The sequence below is a fragment of the Donghicola eburneus genome (assembly GCF_900115865.1).
GTDB lineage: Bacteria > Pseudomonadota > Alphaproteobacteria > Rhodobacterales > Rhodobacteraceae > Donghicola > Donghicola eburneus.
This window is the reverse complement of sequence record NZ_FOXY01000006.1, coordinates 164,146-183,130: the sequence shown is the minus strand read 5'-3', so window position 1 is coordinate 183,130 and position 18,985 is coordinate 164,146. Positions and strand designations below refer to the sequence as shown.

Genomic DNA, 18,985 nt, shown 5'->3' with positions numbered 1-18,985 from the left:
CCTGCCGCATGATGGGTCAGCCGCCGGACGGAACACCGGTGTCACGATCGTTGCGGATCGAAACCTTTGCGGCGTTACAAATTTCCTGCAATGCGGGCTTTAGCCCCTCTTCCAGAGTCGGATGATAAATGGGCATCGACAGCAGGTCGTGAGCCGTCATTTCCTTGGTCACCGCCCAAGCGATTAGATGGCCCAAATGCTCGGCGCCCGGACAGCACAAATCGGCGCCCACAAGACACCCGTCAGGAGCAGATGCATAGAGCACCGCCAGACCTTGGTTCTCGCCCTCGACCGTCGCACGACCTTGGCTCGAGTAGTCGGCAATCGCGCTGAAATCCACGTCGTCCGGTCCTGTCCCAACGGATACAAGCGCTGGTTCGGTAAATGTCATCGTCAAGACGACAGACCGCGCGGACTGGATCACAGCAGGATGCGCCGCCGCGTTTAAGCCCGCAATGCCGCCCTCGTCAGACGCTTCGTGCAAGACGGGCCGCGCGGCATTCGCGTCACCCGCAACAAAGATCGCGCTGTGCTCGCACTGCATGGTGTCCGGGTTAATTTTGGGCATGCCTTGGTCGTCTAGCGTCAGACCCGTCACTTCTAGATTCAATCCATCCATGCTCGGCGGTCGGCCTGTCGCAACCAGCACACGGTCAAACACTTCGGACTGGTTGTTCCAACTGAGCCGGATGCCTTCGTCCGCCTCTTCTGGCGATGGTGTCACGCCGAGGTGGAGGTCCAAATCCTCCATCAGAGCGCTTTTGAGAGCGTCGTGGACCCCATCATGACGCACCTGAGCCAGCCGCGTCTCTGCATCAAACAGGCTCACACGCACCCCCAGACGCGCCATTGCTTGCGCCAACTCCACACCAATGACGCCGCCACCGATGACGGCAAGGCTTTCTGGCAAATCCTCTAACTCAAAGATCGTGTGATTGGTCAGAACACGGTCCCCAAGACCCTGATAAGGCTCCGGCACCGAGGGCGCCGATCCGGTTGCAATAACGATTGCCTTGGCTTCAATCCGGTCGCCATTGTCCAAGGACAGCGTTGACGGCCCAGTGAATGTTGCCCGCCCTTCGATGCAGGTCCCATCGGGCAAATCGGCAAAGCTCTTGCGGGTCGCACGCGCGAACCGGTCGCGATGGTAGCGCAGACGCTGCATCACAGCGGGCCCGTCAATCTGCACCTCACCGACCATGACGCCAAACTCATCCGCTTGGCGCGCACCTTCGGCGCTGCGGGCCGCCGCAATCAAAAGCTTTGAAGGCATGCACCCAACCGTCGCGCAAACGGTCCCCGCGAAATAGGGGTCAATCAGCATCGTGTGCGCACCGTGGCGCCGTGCATTCCGTTCAGCCGCGAGTCCAGCTGTGCCAGCACCGATGATGGCAACATCACATTCTAGAACACTCATTGGGAACCTTTCCGGTCGCTCGCGCGGCCCATGTATCTCGGTAGGTCAACGGGTGCGGCATGGGACAAGTTCCCTGTGATACATGATTCAGTTTCGCCTTTTCCTTCGCTTGGGTTTCGCGTTTTATCGACGGGTCAGCCGCAGGAGCCCGTAATGACTGCCACCCCCGCGACCAAGACCTTGGACAAAGCTAAAATCATCTATGACGTGCATCTTTATGATTATGAGGGCGGTCATCAGATCGGCGAGCACGCCGCAGATGCGATCGGCGCCGATCCAGCGCGGGTGTTCAAAACCTTGATGGTCGAAGTGGATGGCAAACCCGGATGCGTGGTGATCCCCGTCGCCGCGTCAGTCAAGATGAAGCGTGCAGCGAGCGCATTGGGCGGCAAGTCTGCGCAGATGATGGAGGTCCCGAAGGCCGAGCGCCTGACAGGCTTCCGAGTGGGCGGCATCAGCCCTTTTGGCCAGAAAAAGCGCGTGCCGACCGCCTTCGACTCAAGTGCACTGGATCACGAGCGTATCATTCTGAACGGAGGCCAACGTGGAGTCATGGTCGAGCTGACGCCCCAGACGGCGATCGATCAGCTGAACGCAAAGTACGCGGACCTGATCGGATAGGGTTAATCAATTCGCGCGGGTGACGAGTTTCACAGTCTGAAACCCAGTCTCACCGATTTGCCCCATCAGCTTGGCCAGCGCAGCGCCGTCCGCGGCGCCATCAACCCGTAAAAGCAGCACGGGGCCCGTCTCATCGCAGGCAACCTCTTGGCAATGGCTTTCACGCGCCGCCGCCAAAGCCTTTAGCGCGCTGTCGCCTTCGGCATCAGCATACCCGAGCGTGCCCTCAGGACTGATATGCAGCGTAAAGGTGCCCTCGGCCGGGGTCTCGTTCTCTGCCTCGGGCGGGGTCACCTCAAAGGGGGCGGGGGGTGCGATCTGCGCCGTCATGAGAAAGAAGATCAGCAAAAGAAAGACAATGTTGATCATGGGCACGACACTCTCGGAGCGCGGCCGTTGCGCAGGCATTTCGAACTGCATCTGACTACTCCACCAACACGAGCCGAGAAAAACCTGCCTCGGACAAGGATTGCATCACCGCCACCACCGCCTGCACGTCCGCGCCATCCTTGGACCGCAGCACAATCGTGTCCTCGGGGCTTTCCGTCAGCGCTTCAATCTGGCTGGCCAAACGCTCTGGGTCTGTTGTCTGACCGTTCAAGCGAACGCCCTCAGGAGTGATGTCCACCAGACGCGGCGGACCAGAATACGCACGCTCCGCCCCCTGCCCCGCCAAGTTCAGCGGGATTTCCATGTCGATGCCAAAGCGGGAGGCCAGCATGAAGAACACCAACAGCAAGAACACCACATCGATCATTGGCGTCAGACTGGGGGTCCGCTTGCGGCGGGGTTGGGCAAAGTCGAACATCTTAATGCGCGGCTAGGAAGACACGCGTTGCACCGTCCTCGAGCTGCAACCGCAGGCGATCAGCCACAGACTCGAACCATGTCAAAGCAACGGAGGCAGGAATCGCAACTGCCATGCCCGCAGCTGTGGTCAACAGCGCCTCCCAAATACCGCCGGCCAACATGGCGGGGTCCGCGCGGCTGCCCGCTTCTTGCAACGCCTGAAAGGCCGAGATCATCCCGAGAACCGTCCCCAGCAGTCCGAGCAGCGGTGCAATCGTCGCTACCAATTCCAGTGGTCGCAACCCAGACCGCAGATCGGACAACAGCAAGCGCGCCACACGCTCAGTTTCTTCGCGGGCATCGGTTTCTGCATCAGGCCCCTGTTTCATCGATAGCATGGCGGTTCGCACCAATTTCGCACGGACGCCCTTGCGGCCAGTCAGCAGATCAATCGCTTCGGCCTCTGCACCACTTTGCCACAGGTTTAGCGCCCGCTCGGTCCGGCTGCCACCGCTCCATGCGCCGCTCACAATCAGTCGCCAAACCTTCCATAAGATGAGCGCCAAGGTCAGCACAGACAGCAACGCCAACGCCCAGATAGAAGGCCCACCAAGGCGAATAAATTCAGTCAGTTCGGCCAGTCGCTCGGTCGAAAGAGTTGCAGACATGTCCATCACGCGCACCTTCTTAATCATATTTTGGGCAGGCGTAATAGAGACCGACTAATTCTGTCAAGTTTAAACCCGAGTGAAAAAATCAACTATCCGAAAATGCAAGATGATCGCCTGCGGCAAGCAAGCGATGATCTGTACACGTTTCCAATTTCTGGGTTTCGACGCTTAATGTGCGTGGAAGGACCCACGACTTCCTCTGGTCTGCGGGTTTGCCGCTGGTTGGAACAAATTCCGCTCCGTTTCGCCGACCTTGCCCAGCGCAAGGAGCAGCTTCATCCGGCGGTCTTTACCGTTTACCGATTTCAGGTTGTCCGCGAGCGTGTCACAGAACCGTTTCCACTGCTCGTCGGAGTTCAAAAGTCTGTTGATTGGCACTTTCTCCACCTCCCACTGATGTTTGCTATAATCAGAATAGTTGGCGCTGAATGAACGGCAATTCTATCTTTGGACCACAGACCCCGACAAAGCGTCACCCCCTCAATCTTTGGGTATTTCGTCAACTTTTCTTATATATTCCAACGACTTTCGCCATCGTCGAGGCGGAATTTGGAATATCTCGATAATTTTGAATGAAACCAAAGGTTTTACGGAGGCACATGAATGCGCCACGATGGCACCAGCCTATAAAAGCACTCCAGACCGGCAGGTATCTGTGGTGGTGGAAGTGCAGATAAAAATTTTACCTGATGAGAAAATTTTTTCACGACGCTGCGTAAAAACGCAGCGAAACCGATGATCGCTGCACATGTCAGCCGATCATTCGTCGAAAAATTCGATCTGAGTCGCCGTCAGCTCGTACCCAATTTCGGCAAGTTCGGTTGACTGCTGCTTGATCGCCATCGCCCCTTCGACCCAGACAACGTCCCACATGCTGTCGGCGCGCCACGGGGTCTCTGTTGTCACATAGACCACCTGATTGGGCGGCGGCGGCGGTGTGTGCACGCATGCCCCCGCATAAGGGACAAGGATGAAACCATGAACGCCTTCGGCATCAATTTCGACGGGTAAAATGTAGCCAGGAATACGGATGTCCGTGCCATCCAAGGCAGGGTTCATCTGGTTTGCGTTTTCGTCGAACTCCGGCTTCCACCTATCATTCTCGAAATCGATTACCCCATCGCCGACGATTTCCGAATACGGCGCACCGGGCGCGATCAGATCATCCCAAGTGACCTGTTTTGGCGCGGCGCTGAGCGCACTCGTGGACGCAAGAGAAAGGACGAGCGCCCGCATGAAAGTTCGAAGCATGTCAATTTCCCCTGTTCGGCAGCGCAGTCTCGGGACTATTCTTATCGCCTTTGACAAAGGCTTGGAACATCTCGCGCTTCACATTTCAGAAAGCCCTTAGTCCACAATCAGATATGGTCACGCGACGCGGGCCGGCGGCCGTTCTCGACGCAACGCGGATTGCTCTGCTCGGTTCAGTCTCTGCAAAGCTTGCTCTAGCGAGGCACCCTCGCGCAAGGCGCGGCGCCAAATTCCGAGGCATGACTTTGGCGACCAAGGCAGTGCAGCCCCCGCCATCCATGCTCGCAATTCTGGGGGTAAGCGGTCATACGCCAGCATCGGATCTGTTGATCGGGAGCGCAGCTTCTGTTGGGTCGCTCCCAGATTTCCTGCTCTTTTGGGCTTCGTAACGGCGGCCATAGGCTCTCCTACATTATGCAGGAAAGTTATGTTATAATATTACACAATCTTCAAGCCAGAGATAGTCGACGCGCTTAGTCGCAAACAACGCAGCCCATCTCTCTGGTCGGTTTCACCGCGCGGTAGCCTTCGCGCAGCACGCGGGTCATGCCGCCCGCAACGTCGATGACGTCACCCTCCACCATCTCTGCGATCTGGCGCGCCGCCTTAGACGAACGACTTCCAGAACGGCAAATCAGCGTGATCTTTTGCTGCGGCAGTTTGCGCGCATTCACAGCTTCAATAAAGGCTTCTGGTCCCGTGTACGTGACGAGCAGAGCATCACGAACCACGCCCGTTTGCTTCCATTCGTCCGGCGTCCGAATGTCGACGACAAGCAGATCTGGATCATTCTCCAACTCGGCACCCGAAAGCTGCGCAAGACTCACATTCTCGGGCATGCTTCTCGCGCGCATGGACATCATGGCATAAGTCGCCCCCCCAAGGAAAAGTACGGCGATGAACAACATCTTCGTCATGGCCTGATCCATTTCATCTTAAATTTCGGCATTCGTATTCCATTATTTGAATTTATTCAAGCCTTCAGTCACTCGGACCTTTCCGACACTCCAGTTTTCTGAAATGTCTGGGCCATCAGCAAAGCCGAAAGGACCCACAAGCCGATGCACCTAACTGCTGCCATACCCAAGGCACCTCCTTTGGCAGGAGCGTTCCGGTTCTTTGCGCTGGACGTCGAGACAGCCAACCGCCAGCGCAGCAGCATATGTCAGATCGGCATCGCGGGTGTCCGCCCTGACAACAGCATCGAGACGTGGTCGACCTATATTGATCCGTTGACGGAGGATTGGTCTTGCACGCGCATCCATGGTATCACGGCGCGCACAGTTGTCGGAGCACCAGTTTTCCCTGACGTACTGCCGTTACTGAGCGGCATGCTGAACGGATTTACAGTGTATCAACACAGCCACTTCGACAAAGGCGCAGTAAACTCCGCTTGCGGGTTGGCGGGCATTACACCGCCCGATTGGAAGTGGATGGATAGCCTGATTGTGGCCCGCCGCGCCTGGCCGGAACTGCGGGGCAATGGCGGGCATGGGCTCGGTAATCTGAAGACTTATCTCGGGCTCAATTTCGCGCACCATGATGCCGAAGAAGACGCCCGCGCCGCCGCCGAAGTCGTCTTGCACGCAGAGCGTCGCCGCGCGGACTAATCATAAAAAAGCGCCCCCGACAGGATCGGAGGCGCGACGCTTGATGAAAATGGCTTAGGCCGCGCGAACGTCGTCTAGCAGCTTGGTAATATGGGCCGGCCCAGTGGGCCGGATGCGCTTGGGATTCAGCGCCTTGATCGAGTAATATCCGCGCGTGATGTGATCCATGTTCACGGTGTCGATCACTCCGGGCAGGCGCAAAATCCGCTCGAGATAAGCCGACAGGCGCGGGTATGCTGCGATCTGGCGACGGTTGGTTTTGAACAATCCGTGGTAGGCCGCATCGAACCGGATCAGGGTCACGAACGTCCGCAAGTCGGTCTCGGTCAGGCGATCGCCGAACAGGAAGTCGCCAATCAGACGCTCTTCTAACTCGTCTAGCATCTCGAACACGCCCTCGTCCGCCTCGGTATAGGCCTCTTGGCTGCTGGCAAAGCCTGCTTTGTAGACGCCGTTGTTCAGCTTGTCGTAGATGCGGGCGTTCAGATCGTCGATCTCTCCGGCCAGATCTTCGGGATACAGGCGCAGATCAGACGGGACCATGTGCTCGAACGCGGTATCGAACATGCGGACGATGTCGGCGCTTTCGTTGTTCACGATCACATTGCGCTGGGTGTCCCACAGTACAGGCACTGTGGCGCGACCTGTGTAGTGCGGATCGGCGCGGGTGTAGATCTGGTGGATATACTCCGACCCGAACAGGGGGTCTTCGTCTGCGCCCTCGTAGCCACCGAACGACCAGCCCTGATCAGTCATTGTCGGGTTCACGACCGTGACGGGGATGATGTCCTCTAGTCCCTTGAGCTTGCGCGCCATCAGGGTCCGCGATGCCCAAGGGCAGATGAACGCAACGTACAGGCGATAGCGGCCAGCTTCGGCCGGAAACCCGCCTTCGCCAGTCGGGCCTGCGCTGCCATCAGGGGTGATCCAGTTACGAAAACCCGAGACCTGACGGACAAAGCGTCCCTTTTCATCGGCCTTCTGGACCGGTTGCCAGTCCGCGCTCCATTTTCCATCTACAAGCATGTCAGCCTCCGAAATTATGCGTGAAATACAAAGGACCGCATCGACACGGACCCCAGATCAATCGAGTCCGTCATCCATGTGAGTTGGTCACGGGAGTCGGACGCGCCCGCTATGGTCAGCGCAGGCAAGTAATGGTCGACGGTCGGGTGCGCCATCCGCAGCAGGGTGCCCAGACCCTTGCGGTCGGCCAGCGCGTTGAAATCCCGATCCTCCAGCTTTTCGGCAAAGAGTTTATCGAACGCGATGGCAAAGTCCTGTGGTTTGCCGCCCCAATCGAGGGCACGCAGGTTGTGCACCACATTGCCCGACCCAAGGATCAGCACACCGCGGTCCCGCAGATCGGACAGGATTTGCCCAATTTCCAGCTGGTAGGACAGGTCCTGTGTCATGTCGATCGAGACCTGAAAGACCGGAACGTCGGCATCGGGATACAAGAACTTCAGCACGCTCCAGGCGCCGTGGTCCAGACCCCAGGTGTCATCCTCTTGGGCGTGGTGACTGCTGAGCAGAGCGGTCACTTCGCGTGCCAAGGCCGGATCGCCGTGGGCGTTATATTGCTGGTTAAACAGCTCCTGCGGGAAGCCATAGAAATCGTGGATCGTGCGCGGCATGGCCGAGACGTCGACCAGCGTCGTGCCCTTGGTCATCCAGTGGGCCGAGACGACGAGGATCGCTTTGGGACGCGGCAAGTTCTGCCCCAGCGCAGTCCAGGCGCGGCTATACTCGGTGTCTTCGATCGCGTTCATCGGGCTGCCGTGCCCCAGAAAGACCAGAGGCATCCGGTCCGAAGGGCTCAGTCGGTCGCGCAGGGCGCTCAGTGTTTGGACGGTACTCATGTTCAGTCTCCTGTGGCGGGGCGGATCGCCTATTGGGGCGACCCGTTTCACATTAGATAATCGATTAGGCGAACTGGCCTAAGGTTCGGTTCAGTGCGGGGATGCGCAGAGCATATGCACCCGCGCCTTTGATCAGGATCACCACCTGAGCCACGGCCCAGAATACGGGGAATTCCCAACCGCCGCCTTCGTTCGAGAAGGTCCAGCCGTTGCTGCTATGGACCCATGCGGCCCCCAGAAGGACAGGGATCAGAGCCAGCGACACAAGGCGTGTTGCAACGCCAAGGATCAGCGCCAGACCACCGCCCAGTTCGGCCAGAATGGTCAGGTAGGCGACAAAGCCGGGCAGGCCGAGGCTCTCGAAATAGCCGACGGTGCCGGGGATGGTGAAAACGCTGACCTTCATCCAGCCGTGGGCCAGAAACAGCGCGCCGCTGGCAAGGCGCAGGATCAGAGCGGAAAGGTCGTTTTGTGCTTGGGGTGTCATGGTCTGTCTCCAAATTTCGGGGCCACCGTGCTGTGGCGTGTTCTGTTGTCTGACACCGAACTTAGCGATTGACCCTATTCAACAAAATGGAGACTTTATGGAATGACTTTCCACATTTTGTTCTGAATTTATCATGGATATCGTCGACGAATTGCGCGCCTTTGTGGCCACCGCGCAGACAGGATCTTTCACTGGCGCAGCCGAGCAATTGGGCGTGTCCAACCGACTGACCTCGAAATACGTAGCTGAACTTGAAGCGCGGCTTGGCATCCGGCTGTTCCAGCGCACCACGCGCAAAGTCGGCCTGACCCCCGCGGGCGCAGATTTACTGGCCCGCGCCCCTGCCCTGCTGGACGATCTGGACACGCTGCTGGCAGAGGTATCCGAGGGATCCAAAGGGTTCTCTGGCGTCATCCGCTTGTCCGCGCCCGTGACCTTTGGCGAACTCTATGTGGTCGGGATGCTAGAGCGCCTCGGGCGAGAAAACCCTGATCTGATGTTTGATCTGCGTTTGTCCGACCAATTCTCTGATCTGGCGAGCGAAGGGATTGATCTGGCCTTCCGCTTGGGACGCAGCGCCATGCAATCCATGAAGACGCGCAAGTTGGGCACCTTCAGGTCCACGCTCGTGGCCAGTCCGGCATTTCTGGAGCGTTACGGCACCCCGCAGCATCCGTCGGACCTGAACCAGCTGCCCTGCATCATCGACACCAACCGCCTGACGCCCAGGCGATGGACATTCACCAAAGGCACAGAAACGTTCGAAGCCTCTGTACAAGGCCGGTTTCAGGTCAATTCTGCGCGGGCGGGCGTCGAACTCGCGCTTCAGGGCGTTGGCATTGCCTATCCGCCGCGCTTTGCCATCGGGTCTGCAATCGAGAGCGGCGGGCTCGTCCCCTTGCTAGAGGACTACGATGTAGAGAGCGGACCGATCAGTGCCGTCTACCTCGAAGGGCGCACCCTGCCCCGCAAGGTGCGTGCCCTGATTGATTTCGCCGTCGAAGACATCAAGAACGCGGGCGTATTATAGCCCGCGTCTGATCACTCAGGCGTCGAGCGACGGATTGACCGGAACAACGATGCGACCACGCACCTCGCCGGACAGGAACTTTGGAGCGGTCTCGATCACGTCTTCCCAGGCCAATTCCGTGGCAATCGCGTCCAGCTTGGACAGATCAAGGTCGCTGACCAGACGATCATAGGCCGCAATGCGCTTGGCCTTGGACGCCATAACGCTGTCCACGCCCGCCAAAGTGACCCCGCGCAGAATGAACGGCGCAACGCTTGTGGGCAGGTCCATGCCCGCCGCCAAACCGCAGGCCGCGACACATCCACCGTACTTCATCGACGCGATGACGTTGGCCAGAACCACACTGCCCGCCACATCGACGGCGCCCGCCCAACGTTCTTTGGCCAAGGGGCGAGGCTTGCCGGACAATTCCTCGCGGTCGATGATCGAACTCGCGCCAAGGCTCTTTAGGTAGTCCGCCTCGGACGCGCGACCCGTTACGGCTGCGACCTGAAAGCCTTTGGCCGCCAGAAGCATGGTCGCGACGCTGCCAACACCGCCCGCTGCGCCAGTGACAATGATCTCTCCGCTGTCGGGCGTGACCCCACGCTCTTCCAACGCCAGCACACAGAGCATCGCCGTATAGCCCGCGGTGCCGATCACCATCGCCTGCCGCGCAGTCATGCCTGCGGGCTGCGGGATCAGCCAGTCACCGGAAACGCGCGCTTGGCCGGACAGCCCGCCCCAATGCTTCTCGCCCACGCCCCAGCCATTCAGGATGACTTTGTCGCCAGCCTTGAAGTCCGCATGGCTGCTGTCTCGCACCACTCCGGCAAAGTCGATGCCCGGCACCATGGGAAAGCTGCGCACGACAGGGGACGCGCCCGTGATCGCCAGCGCGTCTTTGTAATTCAACGTGGAATAGGCCACGTCGACCAGCACGTCCCCCTCGGGCAAGTCAGCGGCGCTGACATCGCGCAGGGTGACGGTTTGTTGGTCCTCGGTCTTATCAATGACAACGGCTTGGGTCATCGGTTTGGCTCCCCCTCTTTGAGCATGGAAAAGAATAGATCGGCGAACAGGCGGATCGGTTCCGGTCCCTGTTCCAGCTTGGCGCGCAAGATCGCGCCCTCCCATCCGATCCAGAAAAACTGGGCCAAGGCCTGCGGATCCGCCGCCTGTGGAATTTCGCCGGCAGCCCGTGCTTGCGACAGACACCGAGCGGTGCGTTGTTGCCAATCCTCAAAGACGGCAATCAACTCGGCGCGAAAACTCTCTGGCAACGCGGCCATCTCTTGGCCCAAGTTGCCCACCAGACACCCGCGGCGAAAGTCGTGTCGTGCCATCCCGTCCGTCGCGCGGCGCACAAACAATCGCAACCGGTCGACGTGACCAAGGCTCTCGTCATCCAAAGCGCTGTCCAGCAGATCGACAAAATAGGTCTGGTACGCCTCGATCAGGGCCAGACCAAACGCCTCTTTATCTCGAAAATAGTGGTAAAAGCTGCCTTTCGGGACACCCGCATGGCGCAGGATCTGGTCGATGCCGATCGCCGAATATCCACTCTCGGTCAGGTGTTCCAGCCCACTGCGGAGCAGTCGGTTGCGCGCCTCGGCCTGCGCCGGATCACGGCGCGGACGCCCCCTACGGCGCTCAGTCTGGTTCGATCTGGAATCGGGTGTTTCGGTCGTCATGCATAATTTATTAGACCGATGCGTCTATAAATCAATTATAAAGTCCGAAGGCCTTGAATTTCGCATCTACGAGCCCGCCACGCGGCACCCTTAATCTCGACCGAAAGTTGCACCACAGTTGTGCGCTCAAAAGACTTCCGGACCTTGACAGACTCAGCGCAGGCAAAGATTTATGCAATATTATTTCTTTCTATTTGATACTTAGGGCGCATTGATGACAACTGAACTCATATTATTGCAAAGCGAAGATCAATCAGGTGACGTAGCTGTCGAAGAGAGCACCACCGCTCCGGAAGTTGTGTTCTTCCTCCCCCTCGGAGAGACCACGCTGATCGTCACTTCGGACATGCTGGTCAGTGTTGAAGACGCGGGCATCGACGATACGGACGCCTTGTATTTCGTCTATGCGGATGAGGCCTATGTCCCGATTTACGAAGATACGGCGCTAATCTATCCCTCCGTTGTGACCGCCTACGACGACGGCGATGTGGCCCCCTCGCCTGCGATCTATCTGTTCGAAGGGCTCAGCAGCGACGACCGGCTGACGGGAACTGAGACGTCCGACAGCTTTTTCAACTTCCACGCCGCCGACCACATGTACGGCCGCGGCGGAAACGACACGATCAAGGCACTCTCTGGGGACGACTCTCTGTTCGGCAACCAAGGCAACGATCTTTTGCTCGCTGGCAAAGGCGACGACACCCTGAACGGCGGCCAAGGACGCGACACGCTGATCGGTGCGCAGGGCGCAGACTCGCTGAAGGGCGGCGCTGGCGAAGATTCTCTGAACGGTGGCCGCGGAGCTGACAATCTGAATGGCGGCTCTCAGGCCGACGAGTTGGACGGCAGGCTCGGCAATGACACTCTGACCGGTGGAGGCGGCGCGGATACGTTCCACTTCCAGAGCGGCCACGACGTGATCACGGACTACGAGGCGGGCGATGTCATTTTCTATGGGGACGGTACGATCACTTCAGGCTTTGCGTTCAGCGAAACCGCCACGCAGGTCGGCGCGGATGTCGTCATCAGCTTGGCGGGCGATCCTAGTAACAGCCTGACCTTGCTGGACACGGATGTGAACATCCTGCTGTGGAGTTTCGACTCCGACTAATACGCTTTTGCCTGATCGTCCAAAATATCAAGCGTCGGGCCCAAGCCAAGGGCCCAACCACACCGCACGCGAAGCCGGTGATCGGGCGGCAGAAAATTTAAAACGGCCCTCAGGCGGCGGGCCGCTCGGTCACCATGATGCAGTCCAGCAAAAGGCTCAGAACCTCTGTTCTATTGCGCACGCCCGCCTTGCGGTAAATCGAATTGAGGTGGGTTTTGATCGTCCCCTCCGCACTTCCCCGCAGATCTGCGATTTCCGATGTGCTGAAGCCCTTGATCAGAAAGGTGGCAATATCCTGCTCCGACGGGGTTAGCCCCCATTCGCCAAAGCGATCTTCCATGATCTCTTGCACCGCAGAGCGCGCGTTGCTCAGGCTCTCTTCCAAGTGTGCTTGCCGCCGCAGCATTGCGAGCAGAAATTTACCCTCGAACACGATCGCAAAGACCAGACTGAAGGTCGCCAGTGTTTCCACGTAAAGATGCAGGTGATAGGCCGCCTCGGTTCCCGCTTCGCGGTAGTCCGCAATCACATCCAATACAAAGAAGACTGCGCAGAAGATCTGCGCAATCATCAGTCCGAATAGAGCTGCAGCCTTGCTTTGCGACGTTCGCATGGAAAACAGCACGATCAGCCTCCTTTGGCGTCGGGAACGGTTTTGACGCCTGTCATCATGGCCCGCGGTAAGTTCACTTTGGTCCGGCGGGATTCAAAGATAACAGCGGCAATATGCAACACGACCGAAAATTCGGCCCAAGCAACGGACAACTCGTGAACTTCTTCGGGCCATTCAACGCCCCAGAACATGTCGGTTGTCATCAAATAGCCCGAAGCGCCGATGATCGCCAGCGTTGCCAGCAAGTTATAGATCATCAAGGCGCCAAGGGGCGTGTGGCCAACGTGAATTTTGGTCCGGCCGGTGGCCATATCGGACAATTGCTCGGTCGCGCCCGCAACGCTTGGTGGGAAACTGTTAAACCGCGCGTACCGTGACCCGACAAAGCCCCAGAGCACACGAAAGGCAACAAGGCCAACGACAACATACCCGACATACTGGTGCAGCTTGCTATCGTCATCGAGGATCAGAGCATTCGCCGTGAACGCGATCACAAGGCTCCAATGAAACAGGCGGACCGCTGGGTCCCAGACTTTTATATTCTGCATGAGGTCCTCCTATGGCAGGTGGGGCGGGGGCACGTGGCCCCCGCGGCGCCAGATTAGTCTTCTTTGACTTTGACGACCTCGAAGGCGCCGTTCATGAACACCTCGTATTTCATGCCATCCTTGCGGGCGTAGGCTTCGTACAGGCCGTCTTCGAGTTTGATCTTGCCGACCTCGTAGCCTTGCTCGGTCAGCATGGTGCGGATTTTGGCGGCGTTCTCGTCATTTAGAATGACATCAGACGCAAAGGCAGCAGTGGCTACGGTAGAGACAAGAGCGAGGGCGGTCAGGGTTTTCTTGAACATTTCGAAGATCCTTTTCAGGCAGGTAAGCAGTGAAGTTGAAACGGCCGTGAAAGGGTGTGTGACGTGCCGTTGGCTTAGACACTGCGCCGCCTGACCTACCCAAATCCATCACCGCTAAGTTGCACCAGAACGCCCTAAATCGCAGGTTGCAGGGCCATCATCCTGAGGTTTACGTCTGTTTTTAAAAGGTTTTCCGCGGGCACCCTTGAAAACACTCTGGAAACAACGCTTCTGCAAGGCGGCACAAGCACAGCCCAAGGGAGATCAGGAAATCCGGTTGCAGAAGGTCCGATTGCGGGCCACTCTCCATTTAGATCATGAGACATATATGAAGATCCTGCACACCGCCGACATCCACCTCGACTCGCCCCTCAAATCGCTGGCCTTGCGGGACGAATCTCTGCAAGCGCGCATTCAGGCTGCGACGCGTATGGCGTTGACCCGTATCGTGGACGCAGCGCTGGAACACGAGGTCTCTGCCCTGTTGATCAGCGGCGATCTGTATGACGGGGCCGAGCGCAGCGCCAAGACTGCAGCCTTTTTGTCCGGCCAGATGGAGCGGTTGCAGAAGGCCGAGATCCCAGTCTTCTACATCAAGGGCAATCATGACGCCGAGAACCCGATCACTGGCGAAGTCGCACTGCCCGCGAACGTCCATATTTTTGGGGCCCGCGCGGGTAGAGTGCAGATCGCAGACAGTCCAGTTTGGGTGCACGGGGTCAGCTTCAGCGGGAAACATGCACCCGAAAGCCTGCTGCCAAAGTTTGCCGCGCCCGTGCCGGATGCTGTGAACATTGCCATGCTTCACACCTCTTTGGCGGGGGCTGCGGGGCACGACCCCTATGCGCCGTGTTCGATGACCGACCTTGGGGCCATGGAGTTCGACTATTGGGCGCTCGGGCATGTGCACAAGCGGCAGGTCCACAGCCAAGCCCCTTGGATTGTCATGCCCGGCATCCCCCAAGGACGCGATATCGGCGAAGCGGGACCACAGTCCGCGACGCTCATCCAAATCGACGATGGCGCCCTGTCCATCGATACCATCCCGACCTCTGTCGTTGAGTTTGCGGCGGTGTCGGTCGATTGCGCCGGATGCCCTACGGACGATGATCTGCGCAGCCGCCTGCGCCAAAGCCTGTCGCAATTTGCTGACCAACTCACCTCTGACACAGCTATTCTGCGCGTGACTTTGACCGGTTCTACGCCGCGCCACTGGCAAATCCGGCGCGACGCGGAAACTTGGACACAGACCGTGCAGGACATTGCATCGGAAACGGGCACTGTCTGGGTTGAAAAGGTCAGCCTTGATATCACCGGCGAAACCGACGCCACCGACACGTCAGCCACAGGCGAACTGCAAACTCTGATGACCCAGATCGCCCGAGAGGCAGGCTTCGCCGCCACCCTTGAGGCCGAGGTAGTGTCGATGCTGAATGATCTGCCCCCAGCCTTACGGCCCGACTTCGCTCCGGACGAAGAGTCGGTGAAATCCCTCGCCCGTGTGCTCACAGAAACAGGCACCGCAGATATCCTCGCACGGATGAAGGGAGCGTCTGACTGATGCGTCTACGCAATCTCTCGCTCGACCGGTTTGGCCGCTTCGCGGGCAAAACCTATGACTTTGGCCCCGCCTCAGCGTCAGGCGACTTCCACGTGATCTACGGCCCGAACGAAGCCGGAAAAACCACCACGATGGAAGGTTTCCTGCGCCTACTCTACGGGTTCCCGCACCAAGACAGCTACGGCTTTCAGCACCAACGCAAGAACCTGAGCATTTCTGGCACTCTGGAGATTGGTGATCAAACGCGCCATTTCACGCGGCTGCCCCAACGCGACGGAGCGCTGACGGACGAAAACGGCGTTGCCCTGCCTGAAAACGCAATGGCAGGCATCCTTGGTGGATTGGACGAGACCGAGTATCGCAAACTTCTTTGCCTTGATGATGAGACGATCGAAAAGGGCGGAGAAGAGATTGCCAGCAGCAAAGGTGATATCGGTCGGCTGCTGTTTTCAGCCGCCGCAGGGATTAGCGACCTGACCGCCGTGCTGGACCAAGTCCAGTCCGAAGCGGATGACCTGCACCGCGCCCGCGCCTCTAAAACGCGTTTCGCAATTCTGAAGAAAGAACGCGAGGCGCTCGACAAGCAGATCAAAGAGCTCGACGTTCCTGCGAGTGCCTATCGAAAGCTAAAACAGGCGTTGGAAGCGGCTCAGAGCGAAGAGCAGGATCTGGTTGGGAAACGCGCCAAACTGCGCAGTGCACGGGCCGACGCCGAAACCTTGGCAAACGCCCTTCCGATGCTTTCAGAGGTCGATAGGCTCTCGGCCTTGCTGGCTGGGACGGATGACTACCCCGAACAACTCGATATTAACCCCGAAGAGCTGGTCGGCCTGATCGAAGAGCAAAGCAAGCATACCTCTCGGATCGACACAGCAGAACAGGCTCTGGCCAAAGCTCGCGTCGATCTGGAAGCGATTGAACGCCACCCCGAATATCTCCCTCTGATCGACGCGCTTCAAGCGCTCGAAGAGTTGCGGTCGCGGCATCTGGGGGCTCTGCGCGATCTGGACCGCCGCCGGAGCGAAAACGCAGATATCACAGCGGAAATGACGTCCATCGCGCGGCAGTTGGGCGCCACTCCTGATGGGTTGGATGCCCTGTTGATTGACGAAGGCACGATGACCACGATCGAAGGTGCTCGGACCGCTTTGCGCGATGCGCGGCGACAGGCCGAGGGGACCACGGGGGACTTGCAAGCGCTCCAAGACCGTCAAAGAGCCCTGCACTCACAGGCCCCGGTAACATCCGATGAAGCGACCGACTGGACCGCATTGCTAGAGCAATATGGGGCGGATCGTTTGCTTACGGCGCATGCAACAGCGCGCCACAGCGTCGCTCAGGCCCAGCGCACGTATTCTGACAGTCTGGCTGCGTTGACCATTGCGGATCAACAGTTCGACACGACACCGACTGTCCCGATCGCCTCTGACGCCGCCGAAGCGTTGGCTGACCGGGTTCGCGACCTGCGCCATGACTTGTCGGAGCTACAGAAAACCGCCGCGGACCAAGACAGCGACATCGTCGCGAAAACTGCAAAAATTAACCACTTGAAGGACGGGGGCGGTGTCATCGGCGACGATGCAGCAAGCGCGTTGAAGCAAGAGCGTGACACCCTGTGGTCCATGCACCTACAGGTCTTGAACGCGCAAAGCGCACAGGATTTCGCAGCTGCGATGCAAGCGGTTGACGATGCTGCAGACAAGCGCCTAAGCCACGCGCGAGATCTGGGGGAATTGCGACAAGTAGAGGCCGACCTCGCCGAGGCCAAAGCGCGACGCACTGGAACGGGCAATGCTTTGGTGCAAGCGCAGACAGACCACGATGCCGCGATCGCAGAGGCCGAGACGGTTTGCCAACACGCTGGATTACGAGAGGCCCTAGATCCGGCTTCGCTGCCCAAATGGATCAAAGCGGCAGAAGCTGCCCGCGCAGCCCAGCACTCTTTGGAATTGGTGCGCGCAGAACAAGCAGACACTTTGAACCGCACAGAGACGCTGACTCAAGTTATTGCGCAGGCAGCCGCCTTGGTTTCACCAACCCTAGACGACGCGGTTGACACAGCACGGCGCAAGGCAGCAAGCCAACAGAAAGACCGAGAAGCCAAGCAGAACCACGCTGCGGAAATGCGATCCATCACGGCTGAGATACGCCACCGCGAGGCCACGGTGCAAGCTGCGCAAGACGCCCTCAGCGCAGCGGAAGCGCGGTGGCGTGACCTGATCGCAAGTTCTTTTTCAGGTCATATCGCACCAGAGGCGCTGGAAAACGGGCTCACGCCCCTACAGTCGCTGCGCGAGGACGACATCAAGCGTCAGCAGTTCTCCCGCCAAATCAATGGGATGACAGAGGATCAGGCGCTCTATCTGGCAAAATTGCAGGACTTAGCGACGCAGCATGCGCTGCCTGAAGAAAGAAATGCAGATGCCTTGCACCAGTCTCTTTCAGCTCTCGCGGCCCAAGCCCAAGCAGCCGAGGAGCGCTTCGCACAATTGAGCGAACAAATGCGGCAGCTCGAAGAAAACAAGGCGGCTGCACGGGCCGAACTCACACAGATTGAGCGCCGCGTCGCAGATCTGGCGGCGATTTTCCCAGCATCAATCGAAACACAGACTCTCGCGGACCTGCGCCGCGCCGTGGCGACCACAGAGAAGGTCTTGGAGCAGCGCGAGACCCTCTCACGAAGCAAACACGCGCTGACGGATAAACTCAGTGTAGAGAATCTCGCGCAAGTCCGCGATTGCCTAAAGGGGCATACCGCTGAAACATTGGCAGATCAGATTGACCAGCTTGGGCGCGATATTGATGAAGCGGACACAGCGCTCAGTACGGCGAGCGCAGAGCGGGGGCGGGCCGAACACGCCCTAAAGGCTGTCACGGGCGATAGCGACATTGCGCTTCTGACCGAACAAAAGGCAATCATAGAGCTAGAGATTCAAGAGGTTGCACGGCGCCATCTGGAATTGCGGCTCGGGCATCGCTTGGCCGAAGAAGCCATCCGCCGCTACCGCGACACCCATCGCAGCGGGATGATGCAGGCTGCCGAAGCCACCTTTGCCACCCTTACAAATGGTGCCTATGTACGGCTCGACACGGTGCCATCTGGCCAGTCAGAAACACTGATCGCCTATGACGCTGCAGGGCAGGCAAAACAGGCCAAAGACATGTCCAAGGGCACGCGATTCCAGCTCTATCTGGCGCTGCGCGCTGCGGCCTTTGACCAACTAGCGGCCCAAGGCCAGACCCTGCCATTCTTCTGCGATGATATCTTTGAAACCTTTGACGAGGATCGTACGCGATCCGCCTGTCAGGTGATGGCACGTATCGGACAGACCGGACAGGCCATTTACCTGACCCATCACAAACATGTGGTCGACTTGGCCCAAGAGGTGTGCGGCGGCGCTGTGACAGTTCACAGCATCTGACCGACCAAGAAGAAGGG

22 protein-coding genes are annotated in these 18,985 nt (G+C 58.6%); 6 read left to right on the top strand and 16 right to left on the bottom strand.

Going from position 1 to position 18,985, the window contains the following annotated elements:
• Positions 1-16: 16 nt before the first annotated feature.
• Positions 17-1,417 carry a dihydrolipoyl dehydrogenase gene (locus tag BM225_RS12470; RefSeq protein ID WP_092464686.1) on the bottom strand — a complete coding sequence of 467 codons (1,401 nt, stop codon included), beginning with the start codon at positions 1,415-1,417 and terminating at the stop codon, positions 17-19.
• A 153-nt stretch (positions 1,418-1,570) separates the two neighbouring features.
• On the opposite strand from BM225_RS12470, the gene ybaK reads away from it, so the two are divergent.
• Positions 1,571-2,038, top strand: coding sequence for a Cys-tRNA(Pro) deacylase (gene ybaK, locus BM225_RS12465; RefSeq protein WP_092464684.1), 468 nt, complete (start codon positions 1,571-1,573; stop codon positions 2,036-2,038).
• Between the two features lie 6 nt (positions 2,039-2,044).
• On the opposite strand, the gene BM225_RS12460 is transcribed toward ybaK, so the two are convergent.
• The 7 genes from BM225_RS12460 to BM225_RS12430 all read right to left on the bottom strand — a co-directional run bounded on the left by BM225_RS12460 (position 2,045) and on the right by BM225_RS12430 (position 5,666).
• Positions 2,045-2,458, bottom strand: a complete 414-nt coding sequence (locus tag BM225_RS12460) for an ExbD/TolR family protein (RefSeq protein ID WP_092464682.1) — start codon at positions 2,456-2,458, stop codon at positions 2,045-2,047.
• A gap of 4 nt (positions 2,459-2,462) precedes the next feature.
• Entirely contained in the window at positions 2,463-2,846 is a 384-nt protein-coding gene (locus BM225_RS12455) for an ExbD/TolR family protein (protein WP_092464680.1), read from the bottom strand.
• A gap of 1 nt (position 2,847) precedes the next feature.
• The gene (locus tag BM225_RS12450) at positions 2,848-3,495 is read right to left on the bottom strand and encodes a MotA/TolQ/ExbB proton channel family protein (RefSeq protein ID WP_245780481.1); all 648 of its coding nucleotides are present in this window, start codon (positions 3,493-3,495) and stop codon (positions 2,848-2,850) included.
• Positions 3,496-3,666: 171 nt separating this feature from the next.
• Entirely contained in the window at positions 3,667-3,876 is a 210-nt protein-coding gene (locus tag BM225_RS21605) for a hypothetical protein (RefSeq protein ID WP_072702916.1), read from the bottom strand.
• Between the two features lie 381 nt (positions 3,877-4,257).
• Entirely contained in the window at positions 4,258-4,749 is a 492-nt protein-coding gene (locus BM225_RS12440) for a DUF3299 domain-containing protein (protein WP_092464674.1), read from the bottom strand.
• A gap of 117 nt (positions 4,750-4,866) precedes the next feature.
• The gene (locus tag BM225_RS22150) at positions 4,867-5,148 is read right to left on the bottom strand and encodes a DUF6525 family protein (protein ID WP_092464672.1); all 282 of its coding nucleotides are present in this window, start codon (positions 5,146-5,148) and stop codon (positions 4,867-4,869) included.
• Between the two features lie 74 nt (positions 5,149-5,222).
• Positions 5,223-5,666 carry a rhodanese-like domain-containing protein gene (locus BM225_RS12430; protein ID WP_245780480.1) on the bottom strand — a complete coding sequence of 148 codons (444 nt, stop codon included), beginning with the start codon at positions 5,664-5,666 and terminating at the stop codon, positions 5,223-5,225.
• Between the two features lie 144 nt (positions 5,667-5,810).
• Here BM225_RS12430 and BM225_RS12425 point away from each other — a divergent pair, with 144 nt between their 5' ends.
• Positions 5,811-6,359 carry an exonuclease domain-containing protein gene (locus BM225_RS12425; RefSeq protein ID WP_092464670.1) on the top strand — a complete coding sequence of 183 codons (549 nt, stop codon included), beginning with the start codon at positions 5,811-5,813 and terminating at the stop codon, positions 6,357-6,359.
• 54 nt (positions 6,360-6,413) lie between these two features.
• Here BM225_RS12425 and BM225_RS12420 read toward each other — a convergent pair whose 3' ends face one another.
• From BM225_RS12420 to BM225_RS12410, 3 genes are all read right to left on the bottom strand, one after another.
• Positions 6,414-7,385: a glutathione S-transferase family protein gene (locus BM225_RS12420; protein WP_092464668.1), complete on the bottom strand. Its 972-nt coding sequence runs from the start codon at positions 7,383-7,385 to the stop codon at positions 6,414-6,416.
• 14 nt (positions 7,386-7,399) lie between these two features.
• Positions 7,400-8,221 (bottom strand): 4,5-DOPA-extradiol-dioxygenase, encoded by an 822-nt coding sequence (gene ygiD, locus BM225_RS12415; RefSeq protein WP_092464666.1) that lies wholly within the window; start codon positions 8,219-8,221, stop codon positions 7,400-7,402.
• Between the two features lie 64 nt (positions 8,222-8,285).
• The gene (locus tag BM225_RS12410; RefSeq protein WP_092464665.1) at positions 8,286-8,708 is read right to left on the bottom strand and encodes a DoxX family protein; all 423 of its coding nucleotides are present in this window, start codon (positions 8,706-8,708) and stop codon (positions 8,286-8,288) included.
• A gap of 133 nt (positions 8,709-8,841) precedes the next feature.
• Between BM225_RS12410 and BM225_RS12405 the strand changes: the two genes are divergently transcribed.
• On the top strand, positions 8,842-9,738 hold the full coding sequence (locus BM225_RS12405) for a LysR family transcriptional regulator (RefSeq protein WP_092464663.1): 897 nt from the start codon (positions 8,842-8,844) through the stop codon (positions 9,736-9,738).
• A gap of 15 nt (positions 9,739-9,753) precedes the next feature.
• Here the strand turns inward: BM225_RS12405 and acuI are convergent, their stop codons facing one another.
• Together acuI and acuR are read right to left on the bottom strand one after the other, a co-directional pair.
• Complete coding sequence (acuI, locus tag BM225_RS12400) at positions 9,754-10,749, bottom strand: acrylyl-CoA reductase (NADPH) (RefSeq protein ID WP_092464661.1); 996 nt, start codon at positions 10,747-10,749, stop codon at positions 9,754-9,756.
• Positions 10,746-11,411, bottom strand: coding sequence for an acrylate utilization transcriptional regulator AcuR (acuR, locus tag BM225_RS12395; protein ID WP_092464659.1), 666 nt, complete (start codon positions 11,409-11,411; stop codon positions 10,746-10,748). The genes acuI and acuR overlap by 4 nt, the downstream gene beginning before the upstream one ends.
• A gap of 214 nt (positions 11,412-11,625) precedes the next feature.
• On the opposite strand from acuR, the gene BM225_RS21600 reads away from it, so the two are divergent.
• Positions 11,626-12,522: a calcium-binding protein gene (locus BM225_RS21600; protein ID WP_143095385.1), complete on the top strand. Its 897-nt coding sequence runs from the start codon at positions 11,626-11,628 to the stop codon at positions 12,520-12,522.
• A 109-nt stretch (positions 12,523-12,631) separates the two neighbouring features.
• Here BM225_RS21600 and BM225_RS12380 read toward each other — a convergent pair whose 3' ends face one another.
• Genes BM225_RS12380 through BM225_RS12370 form a run of 3 tightly spaced genes read right to left on the bottom strand, consistent with a single transcriptional unit; the run spans position 12,632 to position 13,985 of the window.
• Positions 12,632-13,147, bottom strand: a complete 516-nt coding sequence (locus BM225_RS12380) for a helix-turn-helix transcriptional regulator (protein ID WP_245780479.1) — start codon at positions 13,145-13,147, stop codon at positions 12,632-12,634.
• 2 nt (positions 13,148-13,149) lie between these two features.
• Positions 13,150-13,683, bottom strand: coding sequence for a cytochrome b/b6 domain-containing protein (locus BM225_RS12375; RefSeq protein WP_092464653.1), 534 nt, complete (start codon positions 13,681-13,683; stop codon positions 13,150-13,152).
• 53 nt (positions 13,684-13,736) lie between these two features.
• A complete protein-coding gene (locus BM225_RS12370; protein WP_092464652.1) occupies positions 13,737-13,985 on the bottom strand; it encodes a PepSY domain-containing protein in 249 nt (82 codons plus the stop codon).
• Between the two features lie 328 nt (positions 13,986-14,313).
• Here BM225_RS12370 and BM225_RS12365 point away from each other — a divergent pair, with 328 nt between their 5' ends.
• Together BM225_RS12365 and BM225_RS12360 are read left to right on the top strand one after the other, a co-directional pair.
• Positions 14,314-15,546: a metallophosphoesterase family protein gene (locus tag BM225_RS12365; protein WP_092464651.1), complete on the top strand. Its 1,233-nt coding sequence runs from the start codon at positions 14,314-14,316 to the stop codon at positions 15,544-15,546.
• Positions 15,546-18,968 carry an AAA family ATPase gene (locus BM225_RS12360; protein ID WP_092464650.1) on the top strand — a complete coding sequence of 1,141 codons (3,423 nt, stop codon included), beginning with the start codon at positions 15,546-15,548 and terminating at the stop codon, positions 18,966-18,968. Before BM225_RS12365 ends, BM225_RS12360 begins: the two co-directional genes overlap by 1 nt.
• Positions 18,969-18,985: the final 17 nt, after the last annotated feature.